The organism is Microbulbifer sp. CNSA002, assembly GCF_047324085.1.
In the GTDB taxonomy this organism is placed as follows: domain Bacteria; phylum Pseudomonadota; class Gammaproteobacteria; order Pseudomonadales; family Cellvibrionaceae; genus Microbulbifer.
In genome coordinates this window covers 1,430,467-1,453,332 of the sequence record NZ_CP172449.1, presented here as the reverse complement: position 1 = coordinate 1,453,332, position 22,866 = coordinate 1,430,467, and the positions used below count along the sequence as shown (strand labels likewise).

Annotated in this window: 21 protein-coding genes; 6 read left to right on the top strand and 15 right to left on the bottom strand. The window is 50.4% G+C overall.

Annotated features, from left to right (window positions below; all coding sequences use genetic code 11):
• Positions 1–80 precede the first annotated feature (80 nt).
• Both ACG1BZ_RS06445 and ACG1BZ_RS06440 read left to right on the top strand, forming a co-directional pair.
• Entirely contained in the window at positions 81–275 is a 195-nt protein-coding gene (locus ACG1BZ_RS06445) for a YnbE family lipoprotein (protein ID WP_282931815.1), read from the top strand.
• Positions 276–285: 10 nt separating this feature from the next.
• The gene (locus ACG1BZ_RS06440) at positions 286–612 is read left to right on the top strand and encodes a YdbL family protein (protein WP_282931814.1); all 327 of its coding nucleotides are present in this window, start codon (positions 286–288) and stop codon (positions 610–612) included.
• 92 nt (positions 613–704) lie between these two features.
• Here ACG1BZ_RS06440 and rpoS read toward each other — a convergent pair whose 3' ends face one another.
• The 13 genes from rpoS to ACG1BZ_RS06375 all read right to left on the bottom strand — a co-directional run bounded on the left by rpoS (position 705) and on the right by ACG1BZ_RS06375 (position 13,816).
• Positions 705–1,751 (bottom strand): RNA polymerase sigma factor RpoS, encoded by a 1,047-nt coding sequence (gene rpoS, locus ACG1BZ_RS06435; protein ID WP_413664895.1) that lies wholly within the window; start codon positions 1,749–1,751, stop codon positions 705–707.
• 199 nt (positions 1,752–1,950) lie between these two features.
• Entirely contained in the window at positions 1,951–2,712 is a 762-nt protein-coding gene (locus ACG1BZ_RS06430) for a peptidoglycan DD-metalloendopeptidase family protein (protein WP_413664894.1), read from the bottom strand.
• Between the two features lie 194 nt (positions 2,713–2,906).
• Positions 2,907–3,869: a DUF368 domain-containing protein gene (locus tag ACG1BZ_RS06425; protein ID WP_413664893.1), complete on the bottom strand. Its 963-nt coding sequence runs from the start codon at positions 3,867–3,869 to the stop codon at positions 2,907–2,909.
• Entirely contained in the window at positions 3,866–4,537 is a 672-nt protein-coding gene (locus tag ACG1BZ_RS06420) for a protein-L-isoaspartate(D-aspartate) O-methyltransferase (RefSeq protein ID WP_413664892.1), read from the bottom strand. Before ACG1BZ_RS06420 ends, ACG1BZ_RS06425 begins: the two co-directional genes overlap by 4 nt.
• Before the next feature lie 54 nt (positions 4,538–4,591).
• Positions 4,592–5,554: a tRNA pseudouridine(13) synthase TruD gene (truD, locus tag ACG1BZ_RS06415; RefSeq protein WP_413664891.1), complete on the bottom strand. Its 963-nt coding sequence runs from the start codon at positions 5,552–5,554 to the stop codon at positions 4,592–4,594.
• On the bottom strand, positions 5,547–6,032 hold the full coding sequence (ispF, locus tag ACG1BZ_RS06410; protein ID WP_413664890.1) for a 2-C-methyl-D-erythritol 2,4-cyclodiphosphate synthase: 486 nt from the start codon (positions 6,030–6,032) through the stop codon (positions 5,547–5,549). The genes truD and ispF overlap by 8 nt, the downstream gene beginning before the upstream one ends.
• Positions 6,032–6,751 (bottom strand): 2-C-methyl-D-erythritol 4-phosphate cytidylyltransferase, encoded by a 720-nt coding sequence (ispD, locus tag ACG1BZ_RS06405; RefSeq protein WP_413664889.1) that lies wholly within the window; start codon positions 6,749–6,751, stop codon positions 6,032–6,034. Before ispD ends, ispF begins: the two co-directional genes overlap by 1 nt.
• The gene (locus ACG1BZ_RS06400; RefSeq protein WP_282931806.1) at positions 6,748–7,035 is read right to left on the bottom strand and encodes a septum formation initiator family protein; all 288 of its coding nucleotides are present in this window, start codon (positions 7,033–7,035) and stop codon (positions 6,748–6,750) included. Before ACG1BZ_RS06400 ends, ispD begins: the two co-directional genes overlap by 4 nt.
• 95 nt (positions 7,036–7,130) lie before the next feature.
• Positions 7,131–8,417 (bottom strand): phosphopyruvate hydratase, encoded by a 1,287-nt coding sequence (gene eno / locus ACG1BZ_RS06395; protein WP_282931805.1) that lies wholly within the window; start codon positions 8,415–8,417, stop codon positions 7,131–7,133.
• A gap of 129 nt (positions 8,418–8,546) precedes the next feature.
• Complete coding sequence (kdsA, locus tag ACG1BZ_RS06390; RefSeq protein WP_413664888.1) at positions 8,547–9,392, bottom strand: 3-deoxy-8-phosphooctulonate synthase; 846 nt, start codon at positions 9,390–9,392, stop codon at positions 8,547–8,549.
• 55 nt (positions 9,393–9,447) lie between these two features.
• Positions 9,448–11,082: a CTP synthase gene (locus tag ACG1BZ_RS06385; RefSeq protein WP_252085084.1), complete on the bottom strand. Its 1,635-nt coding sequence runs from the start codon at positions 11,080–11,082 to the stop codon at positions 9,448–9,450.
• Between the two features lie 125 nt (positions 11,083–11,207).
• Complete coding sequence (gene tilS / locus ACG1BZ_RS06380; protein ID WP_413664887.1) at positions 11,208–12,518, bottom strand: tRNA lysidine(34) synthetase TilS; 1,311 nt, start codon at positions 12,516–12,518, stop codon at positions 11,208–11,210.
• Between the two features lie 68 nt (positions 12,519–12,586).
• Complete coding sequence (locus ACG1BZ_RS06375; RefSeq protein WP_413664886.1) at positions 12,587–13,816, bottom strand: helix-turn-helix domain-containing protein; 1,230 nt, start codon at positions 13,814–13,816, stop codon at positions 12,587–12,589.
• 317 nt (positions 13,817–14,133) lie between these two features.
• Between ACG1BZ_RS06375 and ACG1BZ_RS06370 the strand changes: the two genes are divergently transcribed.
• The 4 genes from ACG1BZ_RS06370 (at position 14,134) to ACG1BZ_RS06355 (ending at position 18,153) form a co-directional block, all read left to right on the top strand.
• Positions 14,134–14,727 carry a gluconate 2-dehydrogenase subunit 3 family protein gene (locus tag ACG1BZ_RS06370; RefSeq protein WP_413664885.1) on the top strand — a complete coding sequence of 198 codons (594 nt, stop codon included), beginning with the start codon at positions 14,134–14,136 and terminating at the stop codon, positions 14,725–14,727.
• A gap of 11 nt (positions 14,728–14,738) precedes the next feature.
• Positions 14,739–16,475: a GMC oxidoreductase gene (locus ACG1BZ_RS06365; protein ID WP_413664884.1), complete on the top strand. Its 1,737-nt coding sequence runs from the start codon at positions 14,739–14,741 to the stop codon at positions 16,473–16,475.
• A 95-nt stretch (positions 16,476–16,570) separates the two neighbouring features.
• Positions 16,571–17,653 (top strand): sugar phosphate isomerase/epimerase family protein, encoded by a 1,083-nt coding sequence (locus tag ACG1BZ_RS06360; protein WP_413664883.1) that lies wholly within the window; start codon positions 16,571–16,573, stop codon positions 17,651–17,653.
• The gene (locus ACG1BZ_RS06355; protein WP_413664882.1) at positions 17,650–18,153 is read left to right on the top strand and encodes a DUF1349 domain-containing protein; all 504 of its coding nucleotides are present in this window, start codon (positions 17,650–17,652) and stop codon (positions 18,151–18,153) included. The genes ACG1BZ_RS06360 and ACG1BZ_RS06355 overlap by 4 nt, the downstream gene beginning before the upstream one ends.
• 297 nt (positions 18,154–18,450) lie before the next feature.
• Here ACG1BZ_RS06355 and ACG1BZ_RS06350 read toward each other — a convergent pair whose 3' ends face one another.
• Positions 18,451–19,218, bottom strand: coding sequence for an alpha/beta fold hydrolase (locus ACG1BZ_RS06350; protein WP_413664881.1), 768 nt, complete (start codon positions 19,216–19,218; stop codon positions 18,451–18,453).
• 782 nt (positions 19,219–20,000) lie between these two features.
• Positions 20,001–22,592 carry a glycoside hydrolase family 3 protein gene (locus ACG1BZ_RS06345; RefSeq protein ID WP_413664880.1) on the bottom strand — a complete coding sequence of 864 codons (2,592 nt, stop codon included), beginning with the start codon at positions 22,590–22,592 and terminating at the stop codon, positions 20,001–20,003.
• Between the last annotated feature and the right edge of the window lie 274 nt (positions 22,593–22,866).

The window sequence follows — 22,866 nt, the reverse complement described above, 5'->3', positions numbered from 1 at the left end:
CACCTGCTGAACCAGGCAGGTAACACGGGCTAGGTACAAAAAGTAAAAGGGTACCAAAGAGGTACTGTGAGGAGTGTCAGATGAAAGCCAGCCGACTGATTCCTATGGGGCTGCTATACGCTATGGTTGCTACAGGGTGTACACCCACTGTAGCGGTAAAGGCTCCCAGTGAGCCAATTACAGTAAACCTGAATGTGAAAATTGAGCATGAAATTCGGGTCAAGGTCGACAAGGACCTGGACAACCTGTTTGAAGACAAGGAAGGGATTTTCTAAGGAGGCAAATATGAAGACATTAATGAAAGCCTTTTTGGCACTGAGCTTATTAATCGCCCTGCCTGCAATGGCAATTTCCCTGAATGAAGCCAAAAGTAAGGGCCTGGTTGGTGAAGCCAATAGCGGATACATCGCTATCGTAGATGCCAGCTCACCAGAACTGGAAAAACTGGTCAAAGAAGTGAATGCCAAGCGAAAAGCTGCTTACGCTCGAATCGCTGAACGCAATAAAATTGATATAGCCCAAGTGGCAACACGCGCCGCTGAAAAGTTGGAAGCCCGCTTGTCACCCGGAGAATACTACCAGGACAACCTGGGACGCTGGGTAAGGAAGTAACTCATAGCCCGAAGACTTCAGCTCAGTAAGAAGAGATGATAAAAAACCCCACAGCCAGAAACTGGCAGTGGGGTATTATCAAGGAGTAGAGGCTACAAATTGCCAAATAGTGAATGCCCGTCGAGCCCCTGCTTCTCCATAACCTCTCTTAAACGTTTCAGTGCATCCACCTGTATCTGCCTGACCCGCTCCCTGGTGAGACCGATTTCACGCCCTACTTCTTCCAGGGTGCTCGCTTCAAAACCGCGCAAACCAAACCGCCTAGAGACCACTTCACACTGCTTGTCAGGTAACTCTCCCAACCAGCGGTTGATGCTGTCAAAAAGGTCCCTGTCCTGTAAAAGCTCTGCTGGGTCAGATTCCTGCTGATCGGGGATGGTATCTACCAAGGTCTTCTCAGAAGAGGGCCCAATGGGAGTATCTACAGAAGTAACCCGCTCATTGAGCCCCAGCATACGCTCGACATCTTCGACTGGCTTCTCAAGGAGGGTGGCAATTTCTTCTGCAGATGGCTCGTGATCCAGCTTTTGCGCCAACTCTCGAGATGCACGCAAGTACACGTTTAACTCTTTCACGACATGGATGGGCAGGCGTATGGTCCGGGTCTGATTCATTATGGCCCGTTCTATCGTCTGACGTATCCACCAGGTGGCGTAAGTGGAAAAGCGAAAACCTCTCTCTGGATCAAACTTCTCAACTGCTCGAATCAGGCCCAGATTGCCTTCCTCAATAAGGTCCAGCAGTGCCAAACCTCGGCTAACGTAGCGGCGAGCAATCTTTACAACAAGGCGAAGATTGCTCTCGATCATTCGTTTTCTTGCCGCAGCATCTCCACGCAAAGCCTTGCGCGCGTAATACACCTCTTCTTCTGCGGTCAATAGGGGGGAGAATCCAATTTCATTGAGATAGAGTTGAGTAGCGTCGAGATTTTTCTGCAAATGGCCATCGCCATCCAATCTACAAACTCTACTTTTCTCTGCCTGGGAGGGTGCGGAACTCTTTTTAGCCGCAGATTTCCGCGTGCGACTAACACCTGCTTCAGTTGAACCTAATTTCTGCTCATCATTTTCAACGTCTAACTCAGGAGGAAAGTCTTCTGCCTGGCCAGCCATAGACTGGTCTTGCCGTTGTGCTTCCATTTCCCCTGCTCCTTGTACTTTGCCAATTTCAGCCGCACAACACACTCGGACATTGATAACACAACTATCAATGCCGCAGGTATGTGGCGACAGCCACTGAATCGGCTGACCCTGGGATGGCCACGATTACAGTGACTACCTCAAGTGGTACTAGTTAAAAGTCCATTTTTATTTGCAGAGCTTTACTGCGGCCGTGAACTTACGGTAAGTAGGCAAGAGGGTCTACTGGCTGACCGTTTTTGCGAATCTCAAAGTGGAGCTTGTTGCGGTCGGTACCACTCGAACCCAGTTCCGCTATCCTTTGCCCCGCCTTTACCCTGCTGCCCTCCTTTACGAGCAACCGGTGATTGTGTGCATAGGCACTGAGGTAAACCTCATTGTGCTTGACGATCAGCAGCTTTCCATAACCTCTCAAGGCGCTTCCTGCGTAGATCACGGTGCCATCAGCCGCTGCCAGTACAGACTCACCCTTTTCACCCGCGATATCAACTCCCTTACGCAATGGGTCCCCAGAGCGGAAGTGACTAATCACTTTCCCCTTGGCGGGCCAGCGCCAGTTGACCGATCCGCTCCGGCGAGATGCTGTTGATTGGCGCTTTGGGCTTGGTGTTAAAGATTTTTTAGCAGTGGTCGTTTGTGTTGTTTTCGGTTTAGCTTTTGTGACTGGCGCTTTTTGCTTCTTTTGCGCACTAGCGGTGCTCTTGGTTGGCACTGAGCCCGTCAGCCTGATTCTCTGCCCAGGATATATTTGATAAGGGGAGCGGATGCCATTTATCGCCGCCAATTGGCGAAAATCCTTACCGTAACGCCAGGCTATCGAATAGAGGGTATCCCCTTTACCGACCGTGTGGTGGGTAATTTTGATACTCGGGGGCTGGCGTAGGGAGCTTGAGGGAGCCTTATGGCTGGAACAGGAGGAAACGGCCTGCAGCAGAACCAGCAAGCCTAATATTTTAAACACCCCCCACAAACAATGACCGATTTTAGGGAGTTTGTTCCGCCAACATCGGCGCTCAAGAGGTTGCAAAAGATGACATTCCATTATTCTCTTTTTACATCAGACCACGGCATTTATGGAAAAAGTGTCTAAAGAAAAGCTCCAAAAATCTCTGGAAAAGTTTGATAAAACGCTGCCATACCGAGATTTTCCAGATCTTATTGCGGAGTGGCGCAAGACTTCTCTCTGTGCACCTTGCCAAAGAAGTCTACAGCGAGAACTAAGAGCGCCGCCACTAGAGCCGCAACAATTGCGCCCCCCAAATGAGCACTGTCGCCGGTTTGCTCGACATAAGTTAGCGGAGAAGTGTTGGATAGCAAAGGGGCCAATTTGCTTGATGCTTCGATTTCCCCAGACATTGGCAGTTTCCAGGGCCAAATAATCTTCAAACTACCCAACAAAACCCCGGCAAGAAATGCCAATGTCCTGGCTACATATTTGTGCATCAGCCAAGACAACAAGCGACTGAAGAGCATCAGCCCTATTGCCGCCCCCGCCGCAAAGCACAATAGGTTTGAAATTTGGAGTTCATGAACTGCAGCTAAAACCTTGGGGTATATCCCGATTAATAACAGCAGGAAAGCGCCGGAAATTCCCGGCAGTGCCATCGCACATATTGCCAAAGCACCTGATAAAAACAGCGTAAATGGAGTTGCCGGTATCTCCGAAGGCCGCATCTCGCTCACTGTTACTGCAAGCGCAATACCCAGTGTGAGAAAAACCAAAACAGATGGCGACCACCGGGGGATATTTCTCACAATGGGAACAATGGAAGCGAGAACCAAACCGAAAAAGAAAGACCACACAACAATTGGATAATTTTGCAGTAAGCCACTAATCAGGTGGGCCAAGCTAAAAACGCTCAACAATACCCCAAGGAAAAGAGAGAGAAGAAAGCTCCCATTAATATAGCGCCAAGTGGATAGAAACCCCTCCTTCCGCCACACTGTAATACAATGCGGGCCTATTCGACTGAGGGAGTCCAAAAGCTCCTGGTAGATGCCGGTAATAAAGGCAATAGTTCCCCCGGAAACACCGGGCACCACATCGGCAGCCCCCATTGCCATTCCCCGCAGAAGTACTCCGGGGTAGCGACTTTTTAGAACCTCAGTAAATCTCATCGAACCACGCCACCGAGTAAAGGCACGAAACGTACCGCTTCCAACTTTTCCACATCAAACTTATTACTATCCTCACGACGAGTCACCATCGTCAGGTATTGCTGCTCAGCCCCCACCGGAATTACCAAAACTCCATTGGGAGCCAGCTGTTCTCGCAGCTCATCAGGAATCATTGCAGGTGCGGCCGCAGCCAGGATTGCATCGTAAGGACCCTCTTCTTTCCAACCAAAGCCCCCACTGCTGAGCTTGTACTCTACATTGTTGTAACCCAGCTCCCCCAACCGATGGCGAGCAGTTTCCAATAGAGGTTCGACACGCTCGACGGAATAAAGTTGTTCAACCAAGCGAGCAAGAATGGCCGTTTGGTAGCCAGAGCCCGTACCCACTTCCAGAACCCGGTGTAGAGACTTGGCTCTACTCAGTAAGAGTTCAGTCATACGGGCGACAATGTATGGCTGGGAAATAGTTTGGCCATACCCTATAGGCAAAGCAGTATCTTCATAGGCCCGAATAGCCAGGGCCTCATCCAAAAAGAGGTGTCGAGGTGTAGATGCCATTACATCCAGTACCTCCTCGTTGGATATCCCCTCTTCCCGCAATCGCTGGATCAAGCGATTACGGGTTCGCTGGGAAGTCATCCCCAGACCTTCTTGTCTCAAGCGATCCATATTCTTTTCTTGTCCATGATTTGTGCAACAGCGCCAGTCACCTAAATACAAATTTTATGTGCACTGTTTAACATTGACCAGCTGAGCTATCTCCCGTAGCAAAGCCGTAGCAAAAGTACCCGGTGGCAAGGCAAATTCGACGATTAAATGATCACCTTCCCACTCATAGCGAAACGCCTCCGGGGATAAAATCATGGCCCGGCGTTCCTGGCTAAGACCGCAGTGCTCCAGCCAGTTGCACCAAGGCTGCCACGGAGACAGCACTTGCTCCTCCAACTGCCCCAGGGCATCTGCTGACAGGTTTCTGCCACGCCCCCAAAGAGGCCCGGTTGGGTAATCTTCAGGCTCTCCAACGAGGGGGCTCTGCCAGGTTCCGGTGTTGACTCGTTCAGCCAAAACCTGATTGAACAGCCAGCTACGGGCAGCAGACATGGCGAAGGCCTTTTCGCTTTTGCGGCAGCGACCGTCTTCTTCAGCTAAGTTTTTTGCCAAGCTAAGGTTATTGCCATCAATCCCAAAGCGCTGTTCACCGAAGTAATTGGGCACCCCTTTGGGAATCAGCTGAAGTACTTCTTCTGCTTTGTCCCGATCACCTTCTACATTGCGCAGCCGAATCTTGAAGCGATTCCCCATATGCTCGCCACGACGCAACTTGCGTGGTCCCCGGAAGGCCTGGAGCAATGAAATCTCATCGCTATTAATTTGCGACCAGTCTGCTTGTGGCTTTTGTCCGAGCCATACACTGAACCATTGAGTGGTAACAGCATGTCGGTCTTTCAAGCCATAAAAGCTGACATCCCGGCTTTGCACCCCAGCTAACTTCGCCAATTCCTTGGCAACCCAGGCGGTATTTGCCCCGCGCTTTTCAACCTGTAAGTAAACATGCTCACCATCTTTATCAGCCGGTGGCATAGCCAATTCATCGACAATAAAATCTTCTGATTCTGTGCGAAAATCGCCAGAAATTACCGCACCCCCAAGCGCTCGGGGCCAATCCAGATTCCAAACTTCAGACATCTTTGCGCTCTAATAAAACAGTAGCTTGCGCCGCGATACCCTCACCGCGACCAGTAAATCCAAGCTTTTCTGTAGTGGTTGCTTTGACACTGATCGCATCGCAATCAACACCACAGTCAGCGGCAATATTGACTCGCATTCCATTGATATGCGGAGCCATTCTGGGGGCCTGGGCAATCAACGTCATATCCGCATTAACCAGGCGATACCCTTTACTATCGATTAACCCAACAACATGTCGAAGCAGGTTTCTGCTATCCGCTCCGGCAAATTGTTCATCGTTATCGGGAAAGTGTTTACCGATATCTCCCAGGGCCAGAGCACCCAGTAAGGCATCCGATAGGGCGTGCAGTAAAACATCCCCATCAGAATGAGCTACCAAACCATACCCATAGGGGATTTGTACCCCTCCGAGCACTACATGATCACCAGGGCCAAATGCGTGCACATCAAAGCCCTGGCCTATTCGAAAACTCACTATCGCTTATCCTCGGTCGGGGAGTAGCGCAGACGTAAAATAGTTTCTGCAATTATGATATCGGCGGGGTGCGTCACTTTAATATTGTCACTTTCACCCGCAACCAATTGCGGTGAATGGCCAAAAAACTCCAGTGCACTGGCTTCATCGGTTACAGCAACCCCTTGTTCCAGGGCTTTACCAAGGCAAGAGTGCAGAGTACTGAGAGGGGCCCGTTGCGGGGTTTGCGCCAGCCAAATACTTTCGCGCTCAACCGTTTCTTCCACACAGGCTACACCGCCAGTCACATGACTGCGCTTTAATGTGTCACTCGCGGGGCGCGCCAAAAGTGCCATCGGTGAGACTTCGTCACTGAGTAAAGCGCAAATATCGCGCTCAGACACACAAGGTCGTGCAGCATCGTGGACTAAAACCGGAGTATCGCCGCTTTCTCGCTCCGCCAGGAAATCCAGGGCGGACTGAACAGAGTCTGCTCTCTCAGCTCCACCAATAACGGTGTGTACCAAGGGGTGGTTTGCTTCTTTCAGGTGAAGGAAGTAGGTATCCTGCTCCGATAGCGATACTACAACGCCAGCCAAACCTGGCCACCCAAGAATATTTTTTAAAGTCAGGGATAGCAGTGGTCGCCCGAGCAATGGCAGGTACTGTTTCGGGCGATCAGCCCCCATACGTTTGCCAACGCCGGCAGCGGGTACAATGACCCAATAATCCTTAATCAATTTTCAGCCTCTTCCTTATCCAGGAAGATAAACAGTGTTTCCCCTTCCTTGATCAGTCCCAGGTCATAACGGGCTTTCGCTTCCACACCATCAGTGCCAACTTTCAAACTGCGGACTTCCCTGAACAGTTGACGGTTTTCCCGCACCAGCGCGATATTTTTTTCTTGCTGTTGGGCTAATTGACGCTTGAGACGGGTAACTTCGGCGAGACTACCTTCACCAACCCAAAGTCGGTACTGGGTGGCGAGGAGCATAATGGTGAGTATTGCCAGCAGCCATTTCATACGAGATTACGATATTTCGCTTGTTCGTATTTATAGTACTACAAAGAGGGGCTAGCCCCTCTTTGTAGTACTTGCACGCTAATTCAAATAATGGATTACTTGAATTCAGCGCGGCCGCGATAAGGAGCGGAGCCATTCAGCTCAGCTTCGATGCGCAACAGACGGTTGTACTTGGCTACGCGGTCTGAACGGCAAAGGGAACCGGTCTTGATTTGACCAGCAGCAGTCGCAACCGCCAGATCCGCAATAGTAGTATCTTCGGTCTCACCGGAGCGGTGGGAGATCACAGCGGTGTAGCCCGCATCTTTAGCCATTTTGATCGCATCCAGAGTCTCGGACAGGGAGCCGATCTGGTTGAACTTGATCAAGATAGAGTTACCGACACCTTTCTCGATACCTTCCTTCAGGATCTTGGTGTTGGTTACGAACAGGTCGTCGCCTACCAGCTGTACTTTTTCACCAATTTTATCGGTGAGTACTTTCCAACCGTCCCAATCACTCTCGTCCATACCGTCTTCGATAGACAGGATCGGATAGTTGGCGGACAGATCGGCCAGGTAGCTGGCAAAACCTTCGCTATCGAACTGCTTGCCTTCGCCAGCCAGATCGTACTTGCCATCTTTATAGAACTCGGAAGAAGCGCAGTCCAGAGCCAGGGTAATGTCATCACCCAGGGTGTAACCGGCCTTCTCTACCGCTTCAGCAATCACTTTCAGCGCTGCTTCGTTGGAAGGCAGGTTCGGAGCAAAGCCTCCTTCATCGCCAACTGCAGTGTTCAGGCTGTTGCTGGACAGTACTTTCTTCAGGGAGTGGAAGATCTCAGCACCTTGGCGCAGAGCTTCGGCAAAAGATTCAGCCTTAACGGGCTGAACCATAAATTCCTGAATATCCACATTGTTGTCAGCGTGTTCGCCGCCATTGAGGATATTCATCATCGGCACCGGCATGGAGTACTCGCCCGGGGTGCCGTTTACCTCAGCAATGTGCTGGTACAAGGGGATTTTTTTGGAAGCGGCAGCTGCTTTAGCGGCAGCCAGGGAAACCGCCAAAATAGCGTTGGCGCCGAAGTTCGCCTTATTTTCAGTGCCGTCGGCATCAATCATCGCCTTGTCCAGGGCGCGCTGATCGGAAGCATCCATACCCTTGAGCAGGTCAGCGATAGTAGTGTTGATATTTTCAACCGCTTTCAGGACACCCTTGCCCAAGTAACGGCTTTTATCGCCATCGCGAAGTTCCAGCGCTTCACGGGAGCCAGTGGAGGCACCGGAGGGAGCGCAGGCGGAGCCAATAGAACCATCCTCCAGGATTACATCGGCTTCAACGGTAGGGTTACCGCGAGAATCCATTACTTCAAAGGCTTTAACAGCGACAATCTTGCTCATTTACAATGGGCTCCGTATTGGTACTTACTGAAAATAGGTTTTCGTAAATCAGACTTTACGCACTTTTTGCTAAATAGCAGAGGGGAAAGTGCCGCGCGCCCAATCAGGGCGCGCAAAAGTATCTCTTTCTTATTTCGTATCCAGCGGCTCGAAACCCTTGATCAGGTCATCTACCGCTTTCATCTGCGCCAGGAATGGCTCCAGCTTTTCCAGTGGCAATGCACTGGGGCCATCACACAATGCTTTGTCTGGATTCGGGTGTGCTTCCAGGAACAGGCCGGCAATACCGATAGCCAAACCTGCGCGGCCCAGCTCAGTGACCTGCGCACGGCGACCACCAGAGGCAGCACCGGAAGGATCGCGCATTTGCAGTGAGTGGGTAACGTCAAAAATCAGCGGTGCACCGCCGGAGGCATTGATCATGGTGCTAAAGCCCAGCATATCGACAACCAGATTGTCGTAGCCAAAGCAGGCACCGCGCTCACACAAAAGAATGTTTTCGTTGCCGCACTCAGCAAATTTCTCCACCACATTTTTAACTTGCGGCGGGCTCATAAACTGGGGCTTTTTGACGTTGATCACTGCACCAGTCGCTGCCATAGCGGCGACCAGATCAGTCTGGCGGGCCAGGAAGGCCGGCAGCTGGATAATATCCACGACTTCGGCAACCGGAGCAGCCTGGTGTACTTCGTGGACATCGGTAATCAAGGGAACCTTAAAGGTATCTTTGATTTCCTGAAAAATCTTCAGGCCTTCTTCCATTCCCGGTCCGCGATAGGAATTGATGGAAGAGCGATTGGCCTTGTCAAAAGACGCTTTAAAAACATAGGGAATACCCAGTTTTTCAGTGACTTTTACATAGTGCTCAGCCACCTGCATCGCCAGGTCGCGGGATTCCAGTACATTCATACCGCCGAACAGCGCAAAGGGCTTATCGTTGGCGACCTGAATATTTCCGACTTCAATTGTTTTCACTGTCAGCTCCCTGTCATCTCACCCCCAGTCACAGAGACCGGGGGCGGATTACTGATTAACCCTGGTTTTCACGCTGCTTCATTGCGGCGGCAACAAAGCTTTCGAACAGCGGATGGCCGTCGCGCGGGGTTGAAGTAAATTCCGGGTGGAACTGGCAAGCAACGAACCAGGGATGGTTCGGCAATTCAACCATTTCTACCAGGGTATCGTCTGCAGACCAGCCGCCAATTTTCAAACCAGCTTGCTGCAGGCGATCAACGTAGTTGTTGTTCACTTCATAGCGGTGGCGGTGGCGCTCTACAATGACGTCAGCGCCGTAGATATCGCGAGCCTTGGTGTCTTTAGCCAAGCGACATTCCTGGCCACCCAAGCGCATGGTGCCACCCAGGTCGGACTGCTCGTCGCGCTTCTCGATATTGCCTTCGCTATCGATCCACTCTGTGATCAGGCCAATAACAGGGTGCGGGGTTTTAGTATTGAATTCAGTACTGTTGGCACCTTCGAGGCCGAGCACATTGCGCGCGAACTCGATAACCACAGACTGTAAACCGAGGCAGATGCCCAGGTAGGGAATATTGTTTTCACGAGCGTAGCGAACAGATTCAAGCTTGCCCTCTAAACCGCGCTCACCAAACCCACCGGGAACCAGGATTGCATCGGCATCCTTGATCAGGTCAATGCCGTTCTCACCCTCAACGTCTTCAGCGTTGATAAAGTCGATATCCACTTTGCAGCGATGCTTGATACCCGCATGGGTCAGGGACTCGATCAGGGACTTATAGGCATCCAGCAACTCCATGTATTTGCCAACCATGGCAATTTTCACTTCGTGCTGCGGGTTCAGCTTGCCATCGACCACTTCATCCCACTCGGAAAGGTCTGGTGCCTGGCATTCCAGCTGCAGTTTTTCCACAACGATATCGTCGAGGCCGTAACTGTGCAGAAGACGCGGTACGCCGTAGATGGTCTTGGCATCGGGCAGCGGTACAACAGCGCGCTCTTCAACATTGGTGAACAGTGCGATCTTGCGGCGGGAGTCCTCATCGATCTCACGCTCGGAACGGCACAGCAGAATATCCGGCTGCAAGCCGATAGAACGCAACTCTTTAACAGAGTGCTGAGTCGGCTTGGTCTTGGTTTCACCAGCAGTGGCAAGGAAAGGCACATAGCTCAGGTGGATCAACAGGGCGCGATTGGTGCCCATTTCCACACGCAGCTGACGCACAGATTCCAGGAACGGTTGGGATTCGATATCACCTACGGTGCCACCGATTTCAACAATAGCGACATCGACATCGCGGCCACCTTCTACAACGCGGCGCTTGATCTCGTCGGTAATATGGGGGATCACCTGTACGGTGCCACCCAAGTAGTCACCACGGCGCTCTTTGCGCAGTACGGTTTCGTACACGCGGCCGGTGGTGAAGTTGTTACGCTTGGACATCCGGGTACGGATAAAGCGTTCGTAGTGACCCAGGTCCAGGTCAGTCTCGGCACCATCCTCGGTGACATACACCTCGCCGTGCTGGAAGGGACTCATGGTACCCGGGTCTACGTTGATGTAGGGGTCCAGTTTGAGGATGGTAACCTTGAGGCCGCGGGCCTCGAGAATGGCGGCCAAAGAGGCGGAGGCGATACCTTTCCCCAACGAGGAAACCACGCCACCAGTTACAAAAATATAGCGCGTCATGCAAAACCTTGGTCAGTTGAGCGCTCGATGAATGTCGAGCTTACAGGGCTGGCCCGGGCGGATAATCCAGCTTCTCCCGGTGCCTTTTAGACGGGGCGCCAGGGTAGCAGAAACCCCCTTAACACTCAATCGAAAAACCGCCAGCCGGGTGGTTCATCCGGGATGGCGCAGCCTACTTTGCATGAAAAGAGCCCCGCGACAGCCACCAGATCATCCCCCAAAAATACCAATGGGACACGATCCCTGAGCCAGGGCTCAAGGGCCCACTCCTGCAAGAGCTTCTTAAGCGTTTGTGACCTGGAGCGATTTACCGGGTGCGCACGCTCTCCCCCTCTGCGATAACACACTCTATAATCGCCCACTGGCCAATCCGACGAGGGCCGAAGAATGCCACCCGCTGGCAGAGCCAGATTAGAGCGGCCATCCCAGTACCAATTTTTATCGGGTTTATTGGCAATTGGCGCCAGCTCAGGGGTCAGGTAAAGACGACTCCGAAAACGTCGTACCACTCGCCCACCCATATTAACTTCAAGCTGTGCATCCCCTGCCGCATGAGTCACCTGGAAAAGCGCCTGATTTAATAGGGTTGACTCTGGCGGCTGCCCCCCTTGGCCCAATACCCAATGCCGCATAAGGTTTTTACGGCGCCCCTCGCTAAGGCTGAAGAAGCGAGGCAGGGCCAGACTTTCGCCAAATCGCCCCACCTTTAAATCAGCCTCCTCCAGGTCAGCAAGTGCCAACTCAGACAGCAAGTCCGCAGACTCCCTCAGGTTCTCCGCTGCCCGAGCGATCTGGCGACTCACTCCCCAACGCTGGTTGAGCAGTGGCACAACTCGATGCCGCAAAAAATTACGCTCCAGGGCCTCATCCGCATTGCTGTCATCTTCAATCCAGCTCAATCCGTGAGCCTCAGCCCACTGCTCTAGCTCTTTTCGCCCCGCTCCGAGTAGAGGGCGTAGTAAGTACTTATTATCTCCGATCGTTCGACTCTCGGACATGCTGGCCAATCCCAACACGCCCGCGCCCCGCATTAAGCGCAGCAGGAAAGTCTCAGCTTGGTCGTCCGCGTGGTGACCGAGCAGAATTTGATCACCTTCGGACATCACCTGATTGAAGGCCGCATATCTCGCCCGGCGAGCCCCCTGCTCCAATCCGCCATCTTTGTAATCAACAGTAACCTGGATGGCTGTAAAGGGTACCGCCAGATTTTCAGCAAACTCTTTACAGTGAGCCAGCCAAATGTCCGCATTTGCATTCAGGCCATGGTGAATATGAAGCGCACGCACGGGAACCTGGCAAGTTACCAGAAGGTGCAGGAGAACAGTGGAGTCCAGACCACCAGAAAACCCCACCCACAGCTGGCCGCTGGCAGGGTGGGACTTTAGCAACCCCTTTATCAGAGTTGGGAGTTTTTCAGGGCGGTCTACGGGTTTCACAAGGGGTCGAGCCAGAATCAAATTTTCAAAAGTATACTGCCAAACCCAGCAAAGGCGGCTAGAGCCCTTTAGCTGGGCTCTATAGCACCCTTCTCACTGCCAGCCCTGGCTTCGCAATTAAGCCGGCGGTACTCGGTCGGCGTCATACCCACCATTTTCTTAAAAAAGGAGTTAAATGTAGCCTTGGTATTAAAGCCCGAGGACAACATTACCTCCATCACGGTGAGCCCCGCATTTTGCGGCTCCCGCAACATCCGTTTTGCCTCATCTATACGGTAACGGTTTACAAATTCGAAGAAGTTGCACTGAAAATGACGATTAATCGTCTGTGAAAGCAACCTGCGTGATACCTGTAACTGCCCTGACAACTGCTCTAGGGTAAGGGCTGGAACCAAGTAAGGCTTTTCTTCCCGCATATAATTTTCAATTTGGGCTGCCAACTCCAGATCAATCTCAGGCTCCCCATTAGCATCCTGTTCCTGATCAGAACTTACATCTTCCCCGGACTTCTCCACTTTATGCCCATCGCCCTCAAACATTGAGGAGTAACTGAGACTAAAGAAGATCATGGCACTAACCAAAACAAATACGGCGTAGTTACTAAACAGCCCCATCGCTCCAATATCCAACTGGAGCTGCCACTCCTGCGCCAACCCTACCGCCAGGTTAATCATCAGAGCCCAAATACGAACCAGCAAGAAGCCCCAGATCAACACCAACAGCCAAGTCAGGTCAATTTTCTCAATACTGGAATGATTATCTCGAATCTGCCTGCGGCATCGACGCACCTCAAAAAGACACAAAACACCGAAAAGTACCCGAAGCGATTCACGAGCCAATCCCAACAAGTGATCGAACATTGAGCCAGTAGTTAAATTCTCCCCACGCAGCATGGCTGTCTTGGTTTCGCTATCAAATTGCCAGTAGGAGAAATATTCAAACACGACTGCCAGTAAAAAAGGCAGCAGGTACCAAAGGTCTCGCCTGGAAATCCTAAACCCCTCGCGAGTTAAGGAGCGGGTATACCAAAGTAACAGGGGACCTTCTAACCAGTAGGCTGCGCCAAATACAAAGAACAAGTTCGGGGAAGTCTCAATGGACCAACTGCGGAAACCTTCACCAAAATTAATCAGGATATCCAGGGGAATAGCGGCTTGTGAGAACAGAAATAGCGCCAACAAGGTGTTGCTGAAACGCCGCTCGCGACGAATCACTAACAACAACAGTGCAAAAAGAGCGCACTGATAACTGGTCATTATCAGAACAATATCGTGGAAATTGAATAGTAAAGCGTCCATTGATACTCAAATAGCCCTTCTACCTTCTTGAAAGGTCTAGACATTCCTGCGAAGCCGCGCCTTGATTGTGAACCGCTCTGCATGCCAGAAGTATCACGGAGTTATTCAGAGGCTCCCTAGAAAGATATTACCACTAAACCACCATCAGCCCGCCCAAATAAGGGGTATAGCTTTAGGTAATACCTGAATTTGTACGTCCAGATTTGGGTATCACCACAAATCAAGACGACGAGCTGAAGCCCCCAAGACAAAATCTCCCTACCAGTATCGATTCACTAGAAAAGAACTAACTCTTCAAGCAACAAGAGGAGACCGGGATGATAAACCGTCGGAAATTTATTCAAGGACTGGCCACTGTGGGCGGGACCTCTCTGGCCCTAACCTGTACAGAGCAGCAAGCTCTTGCGGCAGCAGATAATTTTTTCAAATCGCGAAGAACTGACGCCTACCGGGCACGGCTCTTCTCTATTGAACAACTCACCACCCTGCACAAAATCTGCTCCTACCTGATACCCGCAACGGATACTCCCGGCGCAGCTGAAACAGAGTGCCATTTATTTATCGATCATTATTTAACCGACTGCATAGAAGAGCAGACCCAGCTAAAAACCAAAAAGCTCTTACATGAGTTGGATGAGCGTGCCACCACCCGGTATGGACACCCCTTTATTCATCTTGCCCCAGAACAATCGGTTGCTCTACTCGAATCACTCGACACCGGAATAGCCCCCTTTAACCCAGACTTACAGCAAGATTTCAGGAATCTTAAATTCCTGGTGTGCCTTGGCTACTACACCAGCTTTACCGGAGCCACTCGTGAGCTTGCTTACCAAGCAATTCCCCGTGGATTCAAAAGTTCAGTTCCATTGGATCAAACCGGGAAGGCCTGGGGTTCACTGCCACGTATTTAAAGGAAAGCACTATGCAAAATGATGAATTATTGATCCAAAAAGAAAGCCAGATATTTGACGCAATCGTTATAGGGTCAGGTATTAGCGGCGGCTGGGCAGCAAAAGAACTAACCGAACGGGGATTAAATACCCTGATGATAGATCGGGGCCGGATGGTAAAACACGGTCAGGACTACCCCACAGAAAACAAGGGACCTTGGGAATTCCCACTCCGTACTAAAATGAACCTGAAAGAGAAAAAAGAAATCTATCCGATACAAAGTCGTAGTATTTTTCTCAATGAAAGCACCAAGCATTTTTTCTGTAATGACAACGAACAACCCTACTCCACAGAGCCCGGCTCAGACTTTACCTGGATTCGCGGCAATCAAGTAGGGGGCAAAAGCCTTCTCTGGTTCCGGCAGTCATATCGATTTAGTAACCACGACTTTCTCGCAAACAAACGTGATGGCGTAGGAGTTGATTGGCCCATTCGCTACAAGGATATTGCACCCTGGTACAGCAAAGTCGAACGCTTTGCCGGAATCAGTGGCAATACGGACAATATTGAGCAGCTGCCAGACTCCGAATACCAACCACCATTTGAGATGTACCAGTGTGAACAAGACATCAAGTCCAAGTTTGAAAAGCAGTACAGTGATAAACATTTCATTATTGGAAGAGCTGCTCACCTGACCAAGCCAAACCGGGAACAGGTAGCCCTAGGCCGATACAACTGCCAGGCTCGTAACCAGTGCCAACGAGGCTGCTCATTCGGCGGCTACTTTTCGACACAAAGCGCCACCATGCCAGCCGCAATGAGAACCGGCAAACTACAAATTGCCAGTAATAGCGTGGTACACAGCCTTATTTACAACTCGCAAAAGAACCGAGTAGCTGGCGTAAGGGTAATCGACAGCGAAACCCTGCAACAACGAGAGTATTTTGGCCGAATCGTTTTCCTCTGCGCATCCACATTGGGCTCAACCCAAATACTCCTCAACTCAGCCAACAAGCATTTCCCCAAGGGGCTCGCCAACAGCTCTGGTGTACTGGGCCACTACCTTATGGATCACAATTACAATGCCTCAGCCCACGGCTTTATTGATGGTTATGAAGATGAGTACTTCTCCGGGTGGAGACCAACCGGCATCCTGATTCCCAATTTCCAATATCGCCCCGAACTTTACCGAAAACACTACAAGCGCGGCTACCAGATTTCAGGAAGCGCCTATCGGCAGGACTGGCGGACAATGGCTGCTTCCGAGGGGATTGGAAAATCTTTCAAAGAAAAACTGCAACAACCTGGGCGCTGGGGATTTTGGATTGGTGCACAGGGAGAGATGTTACCGAGGCACGAAAACCAGGTCAGCCTCCACTCCACCCAAAAAGATAAGTGGGGAATCCCGCAACTACATATCAATTGCCAATGGTCTGAAAATGAGCGCCTAATGATGGAGGATGCCTGTGAGACCATGCAAGCTATGCTTAAGAATTTGGGGCTAAATGAAGTCAGTGGACAAGTCACTAGTGATAAATATCCCCCTGGAAGTGCCATCCATGAGGTAGGCACAGCACGAATGGGTAGTGATAAAACCAACTCAGTTTTAAATGGGCACAACCAATCGCACGATATACCCAACCTTTTTGTAACCGATGGCTCCTGCTTCGCCTCTTCAGCAGTTCAAAACCCCTCTCTAACTTTTATGGCATTAACTGCTCGAGCCGCAAACTATGCAGCCAGCGAACTTTCTGCGGGGAGATTATAAAAGTGATAAGCCTACGAAGTTTATATCGCAATCTGTTTACAGCTCTTCTCTTGACAACTTTACCCACCTTAAAATCAGTCGCAATTGAAGTGAATATGGCTACTGAGAAAATTGAACCCCAACTCGGGGTTCAACTATGGTCTGTTCGCCATGAGTTAAACCGGGACTTTTCAGGCACCCTAAAAAGACTAAAAGCAGCAGGTTTTAATGCGATAGAACTGGCTACGGAACTAGGTCCGTACAAAGAAAAGCCAAAGGAACTCCGCTCTCTACTGGAGCAATTAAAGCTAAAAGTGAGCGGTGCACACGTTTCTATTACCCAGCTGCTCCCGGAATCAATTGATGCAACGGCCACTTATTACCAGACCCTGGGTGCCGAATACCTAATTGTTGGCTGGGACCCGAGAAGCTGGGACCCTAACGGGGTAGACAAGTTAATATCGCAGCTTCGCAGTGCGCAATCCGTTCTTTCCAAGTACGGTTTGAAAATGGGATTTCATAATCACGATAGAGAATTTTCCACTTACCAAAACACAACTTTCTGGGACTATATATCCCAGTCTACTGATGACAATTTCATTTTGCAGTTAGACATCGGCTGGGTTTCTGCGGCAGGCAAAGATCCTATCAGCTATCTAAAACGATATCCGGGGCGAACCTATACCACTCACTTTAAATCCTGGGTTCCTGATGAGAATATTAACAATAAAGCTAGGGAGCCTCTGAATAACTCCGTGATACCTCTGGCTTGCAAAGCGGTTCACAATCAAGGCGCGGCTTCGCAGGAATGTCTAGACCTTTCAAGAAGTCGCAACGCGGAGTGTGAATCGCTCTGCGAGCCCCGAAGGGCGGGCCTTGAAGGCTACAGCTGCTGCGTTGCAGCTCTTGCAAAGGGCTACGGCCATTCGCGGCGAGCTGCGCCTAACATCTGCAGCCTTCAAGACCCGCAGAGGCATTACGGAGTTGTTCAGAGGCTCCCTATAATCGGCATGGATCTAATAGATTGGCCTTCAATTATTGAGGCCAGTATCGAAGTCGGCGGCAGCCAGTGGATTATTCTTGAGCAGGAGACTGCACCAAAGGGCATGGAAACAATAGAGGCACTTATAAAATCAAAAGCAAATCTTCAGCAATACCTTTCATCGTATATGTCCACTAGAAAGGATATAAAATCATGAAATACCTACTCCCCGCCCTATTGACTTTGATACTTCAAGCCAGCAATTGCATAGCAATGACAGCCGCCCCAGAAATTTACAACTATTTAAGAATTCCCTATCCGCTGGAAAAACAGCACACGATTCAAGAACCAAACATCGCACCTTCAAAAATCACCATCACCGCCACAAAAGGCAGCGACTTATTCACCAATGCCGACAGCTCTTATCAAATAGACAATGCCCCAAGGTTACTTTTCGCACCGAATACTGACTTTATTTTTTCCGCAAAAGTCTCTGTAGACTTTGAGAAAAATTTTGATGGAGCCGCTTTAATTGTTTATGCAGACGAGGGAAACTGGGCAAAACTTCTACTTGAGAGGTTTAACTCTGGCAAAAATGGCATAGCGTCTACCGTCGTTTATAAAGGTGGTGACGATGCCTACCATATAGAAACCCAGAGGGAATACAGCCATCTAAAAATTGCAAGGAAAGGAACTACATACTTCTTTTATCACTAAGAGGATAGCAGACACTGGTCATACCTTCGATCATTTTCCCTGCAGACCTCCAAGCCCACCAGGATTGGTTTTCTCGCCCAATCACCTACAGGCCCCAAAGTACAAGCTTTGTTTTCTGATATTAACTTTGAGGAAAAAACAATTACAGACTATATGCAGGGAACCTAACGACCCGACTATCGTCTCGAGGAAAAAACTTCGAGAGAACATTAATAACAGCCTTCGAGATACATAGCTATGACAAGCGCAACTTCTGTCATAGCTATGCATCTCGAGCCACCCGGGAAATGCTTGTCATCAAGCAGTCCGCGCCAAGGGCCTGTTTATACCAAGAAGATACCCAGAGAGAAGCTGATAAAATTCTTCAGGCTTTTCCAGCATAGGACTGTGCCCACAATCATACACTTCACAATAATCCAAATTATCATTCTGGAAGGCCAGCGACCGCCAGGATTCAGCCGGTGTTATTTGATCGAAGTCTCCCCATATTAACTTGATCGGGCATCTCACTTTCTTCAGACTGCCATAAACATCATACTTCCTACTTATATTCAGCCATTTAACCACTGATTTAAACGTTTCGTTAGTGGAGAAAATAGTATTGATATCGGCTACGCCCTTTTCGTAGTCCGGTTTCGGCAGGCGGTTAATATCCCGGAAGACCCGCTCACAAAGTGTATTTGCTGCTCCAGGTACCGATCCGCGTAAATCAGAAAGGGAAACTCCTGCCTCCAATTCCTCAAGCCCCGGGGCTCCACTGATAACCACCCCAGCCACCAATTCAGGATATTTTGCGGCAAAATCTAACGTAATAAGCCCACTCATCGAGTTGCCGACCAAAATATTATTATCCATACCTCCATTTAACTGGAGACACTCTCTAATCATTTCGTGCGCCGAATCCAACTTACCCATAAAAACCTCGGGGATAGATGGCTCGATAACAGTTATTTTATGCCCCTGCTGCCGACAAGCGCCTGCAACCTGGTTCCAAATCCACCCACGCGCGAAAAGTCCTGGTAAAAAAACGATATGACAAGGTGCCATTAGTTCCTCCAATTCCATTTCAAGTTAATTTATCCGCACCATCCCCGGCACCACCATGACCGAGGACCTCAAAATGCACAAAAATCAAATAGGGAACCAACCCACCATAACCGCCATAATTCAATGGAAGGCCAGGTCTGAAAAGTAAACACTCGAAAAATAACCAGCAATAAGAATGCCAACTATCCAAGAGCCCTAATTTTGAGAGCAAAGTCATACTAACCAGAGAGGAATGGCAGCTTCATTTCAAATCAATTACCTTTCTGTTCCCGAGAAAATGGAACCTGCGCAAAGCCTACCCCACTCCAAAATTTAAATAAGATTAGAAAATAAAATTTATTGAATTATTTATTCGCCTGCACGTTTGCAGTGCCTGACAACTCAATACAGCACCAATAGCGGCAATAATTTTGTGACAAGTAATACTATGAAGGCGTGAAATAACAAAAATCAGGAGAGGTAGATTTATCGCGGGATAACACTATCCAATATACTAAAGAAGGAAATAATACACTGCGCTCGGGACCCTATGAGGCACGGATGCCGATTAGGAGCTTACAGGAATGTATTCACAGCGTGTCTCAAGTGAAGTGTATTCTTTCCTTCCACCCCAGTAGTAAATCTATGGGATAAAAGAAATATCTGGAAAGAAGAGATTGGCGGGCAAAGAAGTGCCAACGGGATAGAACATCACACTGGCACCATTCCTGTGAGAACAAATTGTTTCAGCCACTAACCGGAACCAAAAAACAGGCTCCGGTTAGAACTGAGGGTAATTAGCCCTTTCAGTGTGTTGTAACTTAACCGTCACAACGAATATCAGCAGATACTCCAGCTTCCGGGGTCAACTTAACGTTGGCAACCGCAATAGCCATCGGAGCTTCACTCTCCAGACCAAAGGCGCTAAAGACCTTTCCGAAATCCGCACCGGCTTTTACAAAACACTGCAGATCTACAGAAACCCGGGTCCAGCTTTTCTGTTCCATGGATTTCAGCGCAGACTCCAACGGTACCTTGGCAGAACAGCCATCACCACAGTTCATGGTAGCCACCACCGGCTTTTCAATTGGCTGATCGACACGGATATTCAGTGTCAGCGCAGATTTCTCTTCCAGGTAGACATTCAGGTCCTGCATATATTCAGCAGACAACTGAACTGCGCCAGGACGCAGGCCTTTCCAGGTAATCAGTCGAGCATCTTCCTGGGAAGACATATCGATGGAGCTGACAGTGATGTTTTTATCGTCTCCACTAACCGCGAAGTTACCGTGTACAGGTACAACCTCTGCCCCAGCTTCAGCAATATTCAACACCCAGGGAGCTTGCGGGCGGGATACCAACAGCCAGGCTTCTTCCAAACCGCCACCGGCACTGGATTCACTGGTCTCCGGCAATTCGTTACTCACCAGGGATTCCTGTTCAGCAGCCAGGCCATAGCCCAACTCAAACAATGGCTCGTAATTCTCGTGGTATGGATTCAGGACATTCTGATAGCTGTGCATTGGCCAGCTGAATGGCAGCTTGCCGGTAAAGTCGTAACGGGCTTCCCCATTGGCGCCTTTAATCAGCACATCCGCAACACCAGCACCTTCAGAGCCAGGCAGCCAGGCGGCAACAAAGGCATCGGATGCATTCAATTCACTGTTAATCCAGAGAGGACGGCCTGAAAGGAACACACTGACTACCTGAACACCCTGCTCGCGTAGTTTTTTCAGCAGCGCCAAATCCTTCTTGTTACCGCGCTGGTATTCCAGGTTGGTAATATCGCCGTGCCACTCTGCATAGGGCTCTTCGCCAAATACAACAACAGCAACCTTGGGTGCCTTACCATTGGCAAAAGTGGCATCTGAGAAGCTGCCATCAGCACTCAATACCGCTTCACCGCCAGCGGCTTTAACCGCCGATGAAATACCTTCAAAGATTGAAGTGGCACCGGGGAAATCAGCGCGCGTATTGCCGGTACCCTGCCAGGAAATCGTCCAGCCACCACTCTGCTTGGACAAGTTATCCGCACCATCGCCGGCAACCAGAATATTCTGGTCCGCAGCCAATGGCAGCAGCTTGTCATTGTTTTTCAGCAACACCAGGGATTTGCGTACCGCTTCACGAGCGATTGCGCGGTGCTCCGGGTTGCCCAGGATGCCGTCTTTGCCTGCCAGCGGCATATTGCGGTCAAACAGACCTGCACGGATCTTCACTCGCAGGATGCGGCGAACGGCATCATCGATACGCTCCGCACCGATTTCACCGCTTTTGGCCTGGGCCAGGGTGTTGTTGTACAGGGCTTTCCAGTCCGCCGGCACCATAAACATATCGAGGCCGGCATTAATCGCCGCTGCACAGCTCTCTACAGTGCAACCGGGCACGAAACCGTGGCCATTCCAGTCGCCCACAACAAAGCCATCAAAACCGAGGCGCTCTTTCAGAACGGTGGTCAGAAGGTATTTGTGGCCGTGGAGTTTTTCACCGTTCCAGCTATTAAATGAAGCCATAACGGTCTGTACGCCTGCCGGCAGAGATGTCAGGTAACCTGCCGCATGGACCTCTGCCAGTTCTTTTTCCGGAACCGCATTATCACCTCGGTCAATTCCTCGATTCGTACCACCGTCACCGACAAAGTGCTTGGCAGTGGCTACCAGATTTTCGCCGCGCAGGAACTCAGCGCTGGATTTTTCGCCCTGGAGCCCCTTCACCATTGCCTCGGCATAATCCGCAACAATCTTGGGATCTTCGGAATAACTCTCGTAAGTTCTGCCCCAGCGGTCATCGCGCACTACCGCGACGGTGGGAGCGAAAGTCCAATCGATACCGGTCACTGCCACTTCGCGGGCGGTGGCGCTACCAATACGCTCAATCAGCTCCGGGTCTTGGGCGGCACCCAGACCAATATTATGCGGGAACAGGGTCGCACCGATCACATTGTTGTGGCCGTGAACCGCATCGGAACCCCAGATCAGGGGAATCGCAACACCGCCATCGGAAGTGTCCATAGAAGCCTTAAAGAAGGCGTCAGAAAGGGCCAACCAGTCTTGCGGCGTGGCAAACTTATCGTTGTTCGGGAAGGCGCCACCACCATTCAATACGGAACCCAGGTGATAGGTCTTCACATCTTCAGGAGTAACGCTGCGGATTTCCGCCTGGATCATCTGACCCACTTTCTCTTCCAGAGACATGCGGGACATGATTTCAGTGATTTGGGCTTCCAGCTTTTCATCGCGCGGTAAGGCTGGCTTGAGTTCAGGCCAGTTGTCGATGCCCTCGGCGGCACTGGTGCCAGTATCGGCCTGCGCTTTATCGGCTTTTGGCTCAGTTTGTTGGCTCTCGGAATGACACCCGGCGAGCACAGAAGCACAGAGCACAAAGCCCAGCGAAAATCGCTTACTAAAATTCACGAATAACTCCCAAAATTATTCCACGCTTGTTAACTGGCTCTACGAGTTGCGCTCAGACAAACTTCAGAGGAAATATCTCCAAAGCCCTACACCCAGCGCGACCTACTATCGCCATATTTATTATGCCGCACATCACCTGCCCCGGCAGTTGTGCACGGTCTGCCTCCACCGAGCTGAAATATTAGAGATAACTCCAGATCCAGCTCTCGTCGGAATCAAGTTCTGCTAATGCCGTATTCACCGATCGGCCATAAAACTGAGTCATGGCTACCCA

Excerpts from the sequence above, each read along its gene's own strand:
- ACG1BZ_RS06375 (WP_413664886.1), bottom strand. The coding sequence starts at position 13,816 with ATGGACGCTTTACTATTCAATTTCCACGATATTGTTCTGATAATGACC.
- ACG1BZ_RS06370 (WP_413664885.1), top strand. The coding sequence starts at position 14,134 with ATGATAAACCGTCGGAAATTTATTCAAGGACTGGCCACTGTGGGCGGG.
- ACG1BZ_RS06425 (WP_413664893.1), bottom strand. The coding sequence starts at position 3,869 with ATGAGATTTACTGAGGTTCTAAAAAGTCGCTACCCCGGAGTACTTCTG.
- ACG1BZ_RS06350 (WP_413664881.1), bottom strand. The coding sequence starts at position 19,218 with ATGGAATTGGAGGAACTAATGGCACCTTGTCATATCGTTTTTTTACCA.
- ACG1BZ_RS06445 (WP_282931815.1), top strand. The coding sequence starts at position 81 with ATGAAAGCCAGCCGACTGATTCCTATGGGGCTGCTATACGCTATGGTT.
- ACG1BZ_RS06360 (WP_413664883.1), top strand. The coding sequence starts at position 16,571 with ATGGCTACTGAGAAAATTGAACCCCAACTCGGGGTTCAACTATGGTCT.
- ACG1BZ_RS06420 (WP_413664892.1), bottom strand. The coding sequence starts at position 4,537 with ATGGATCGCTTGAGACAAGAAGGTCTGGGGATGACTTCCCAGCGAACC.
- ACG1BZ_RS06400 (WP_282931806.1), bottom strand. The coding sequence starts at position 7,035 with ATGAAATGGCTGCTGGCAATACTCACCATTATGCTCCTCGCCACCCAG.
- ACG1BZ_RS06355 (WP_413664882.1), top strand. The coding sequence starts at position 17,650 with ATGAAATACCTACTCCCCGCCCTATTGACTTTGATACTTCAAGCCAGC.
- ACG1BZ_RS06440 (WP_282931814.1), top strand. The coding sequence starts at position 286 with ATGAAGACATTAATGAAAGCCTTTTTGGCACTGAGCTTATTAATCGCC.
- rpoS (WP_413664895.1), bottom strand. The coding sequence starts at position 1,751 with ATGGAAGCACAACGGCAAGACCAGTCTATGGCTGGCCAGGCAGAAGAC.
- ACG1BZ_RS06365 (WP_413664884.1), top strand. The coding sequence starts at position 14,739 with ATGCAAAATGATGAATTATTGATCCAAAAAGAAAGCCAGATATTTGAC.
- truD (WP_413664891.1), bottom strand. The coding sequence starts at position 5,554 with ATGTCTGAAGTTTGGAATCTGGATTGGCCCCGAGCGCTTGGGGGTGCG.
- ACG1BZ_RS06385 (WP_252085084.1), bottom strand. The coding sequence starts at position 11,082 with ATGACGCGCTATATTTTTGTAACTGGTGGCGTGGTTTCCTCGTTGGGG.
- eno (WP_282931805.1), bottom strand. The coding sequence starts at position 8,417 with ATGAGCAAGATTGTCGCTGTTAAAGCCTTTGAAGTAATGGATTCTCGC.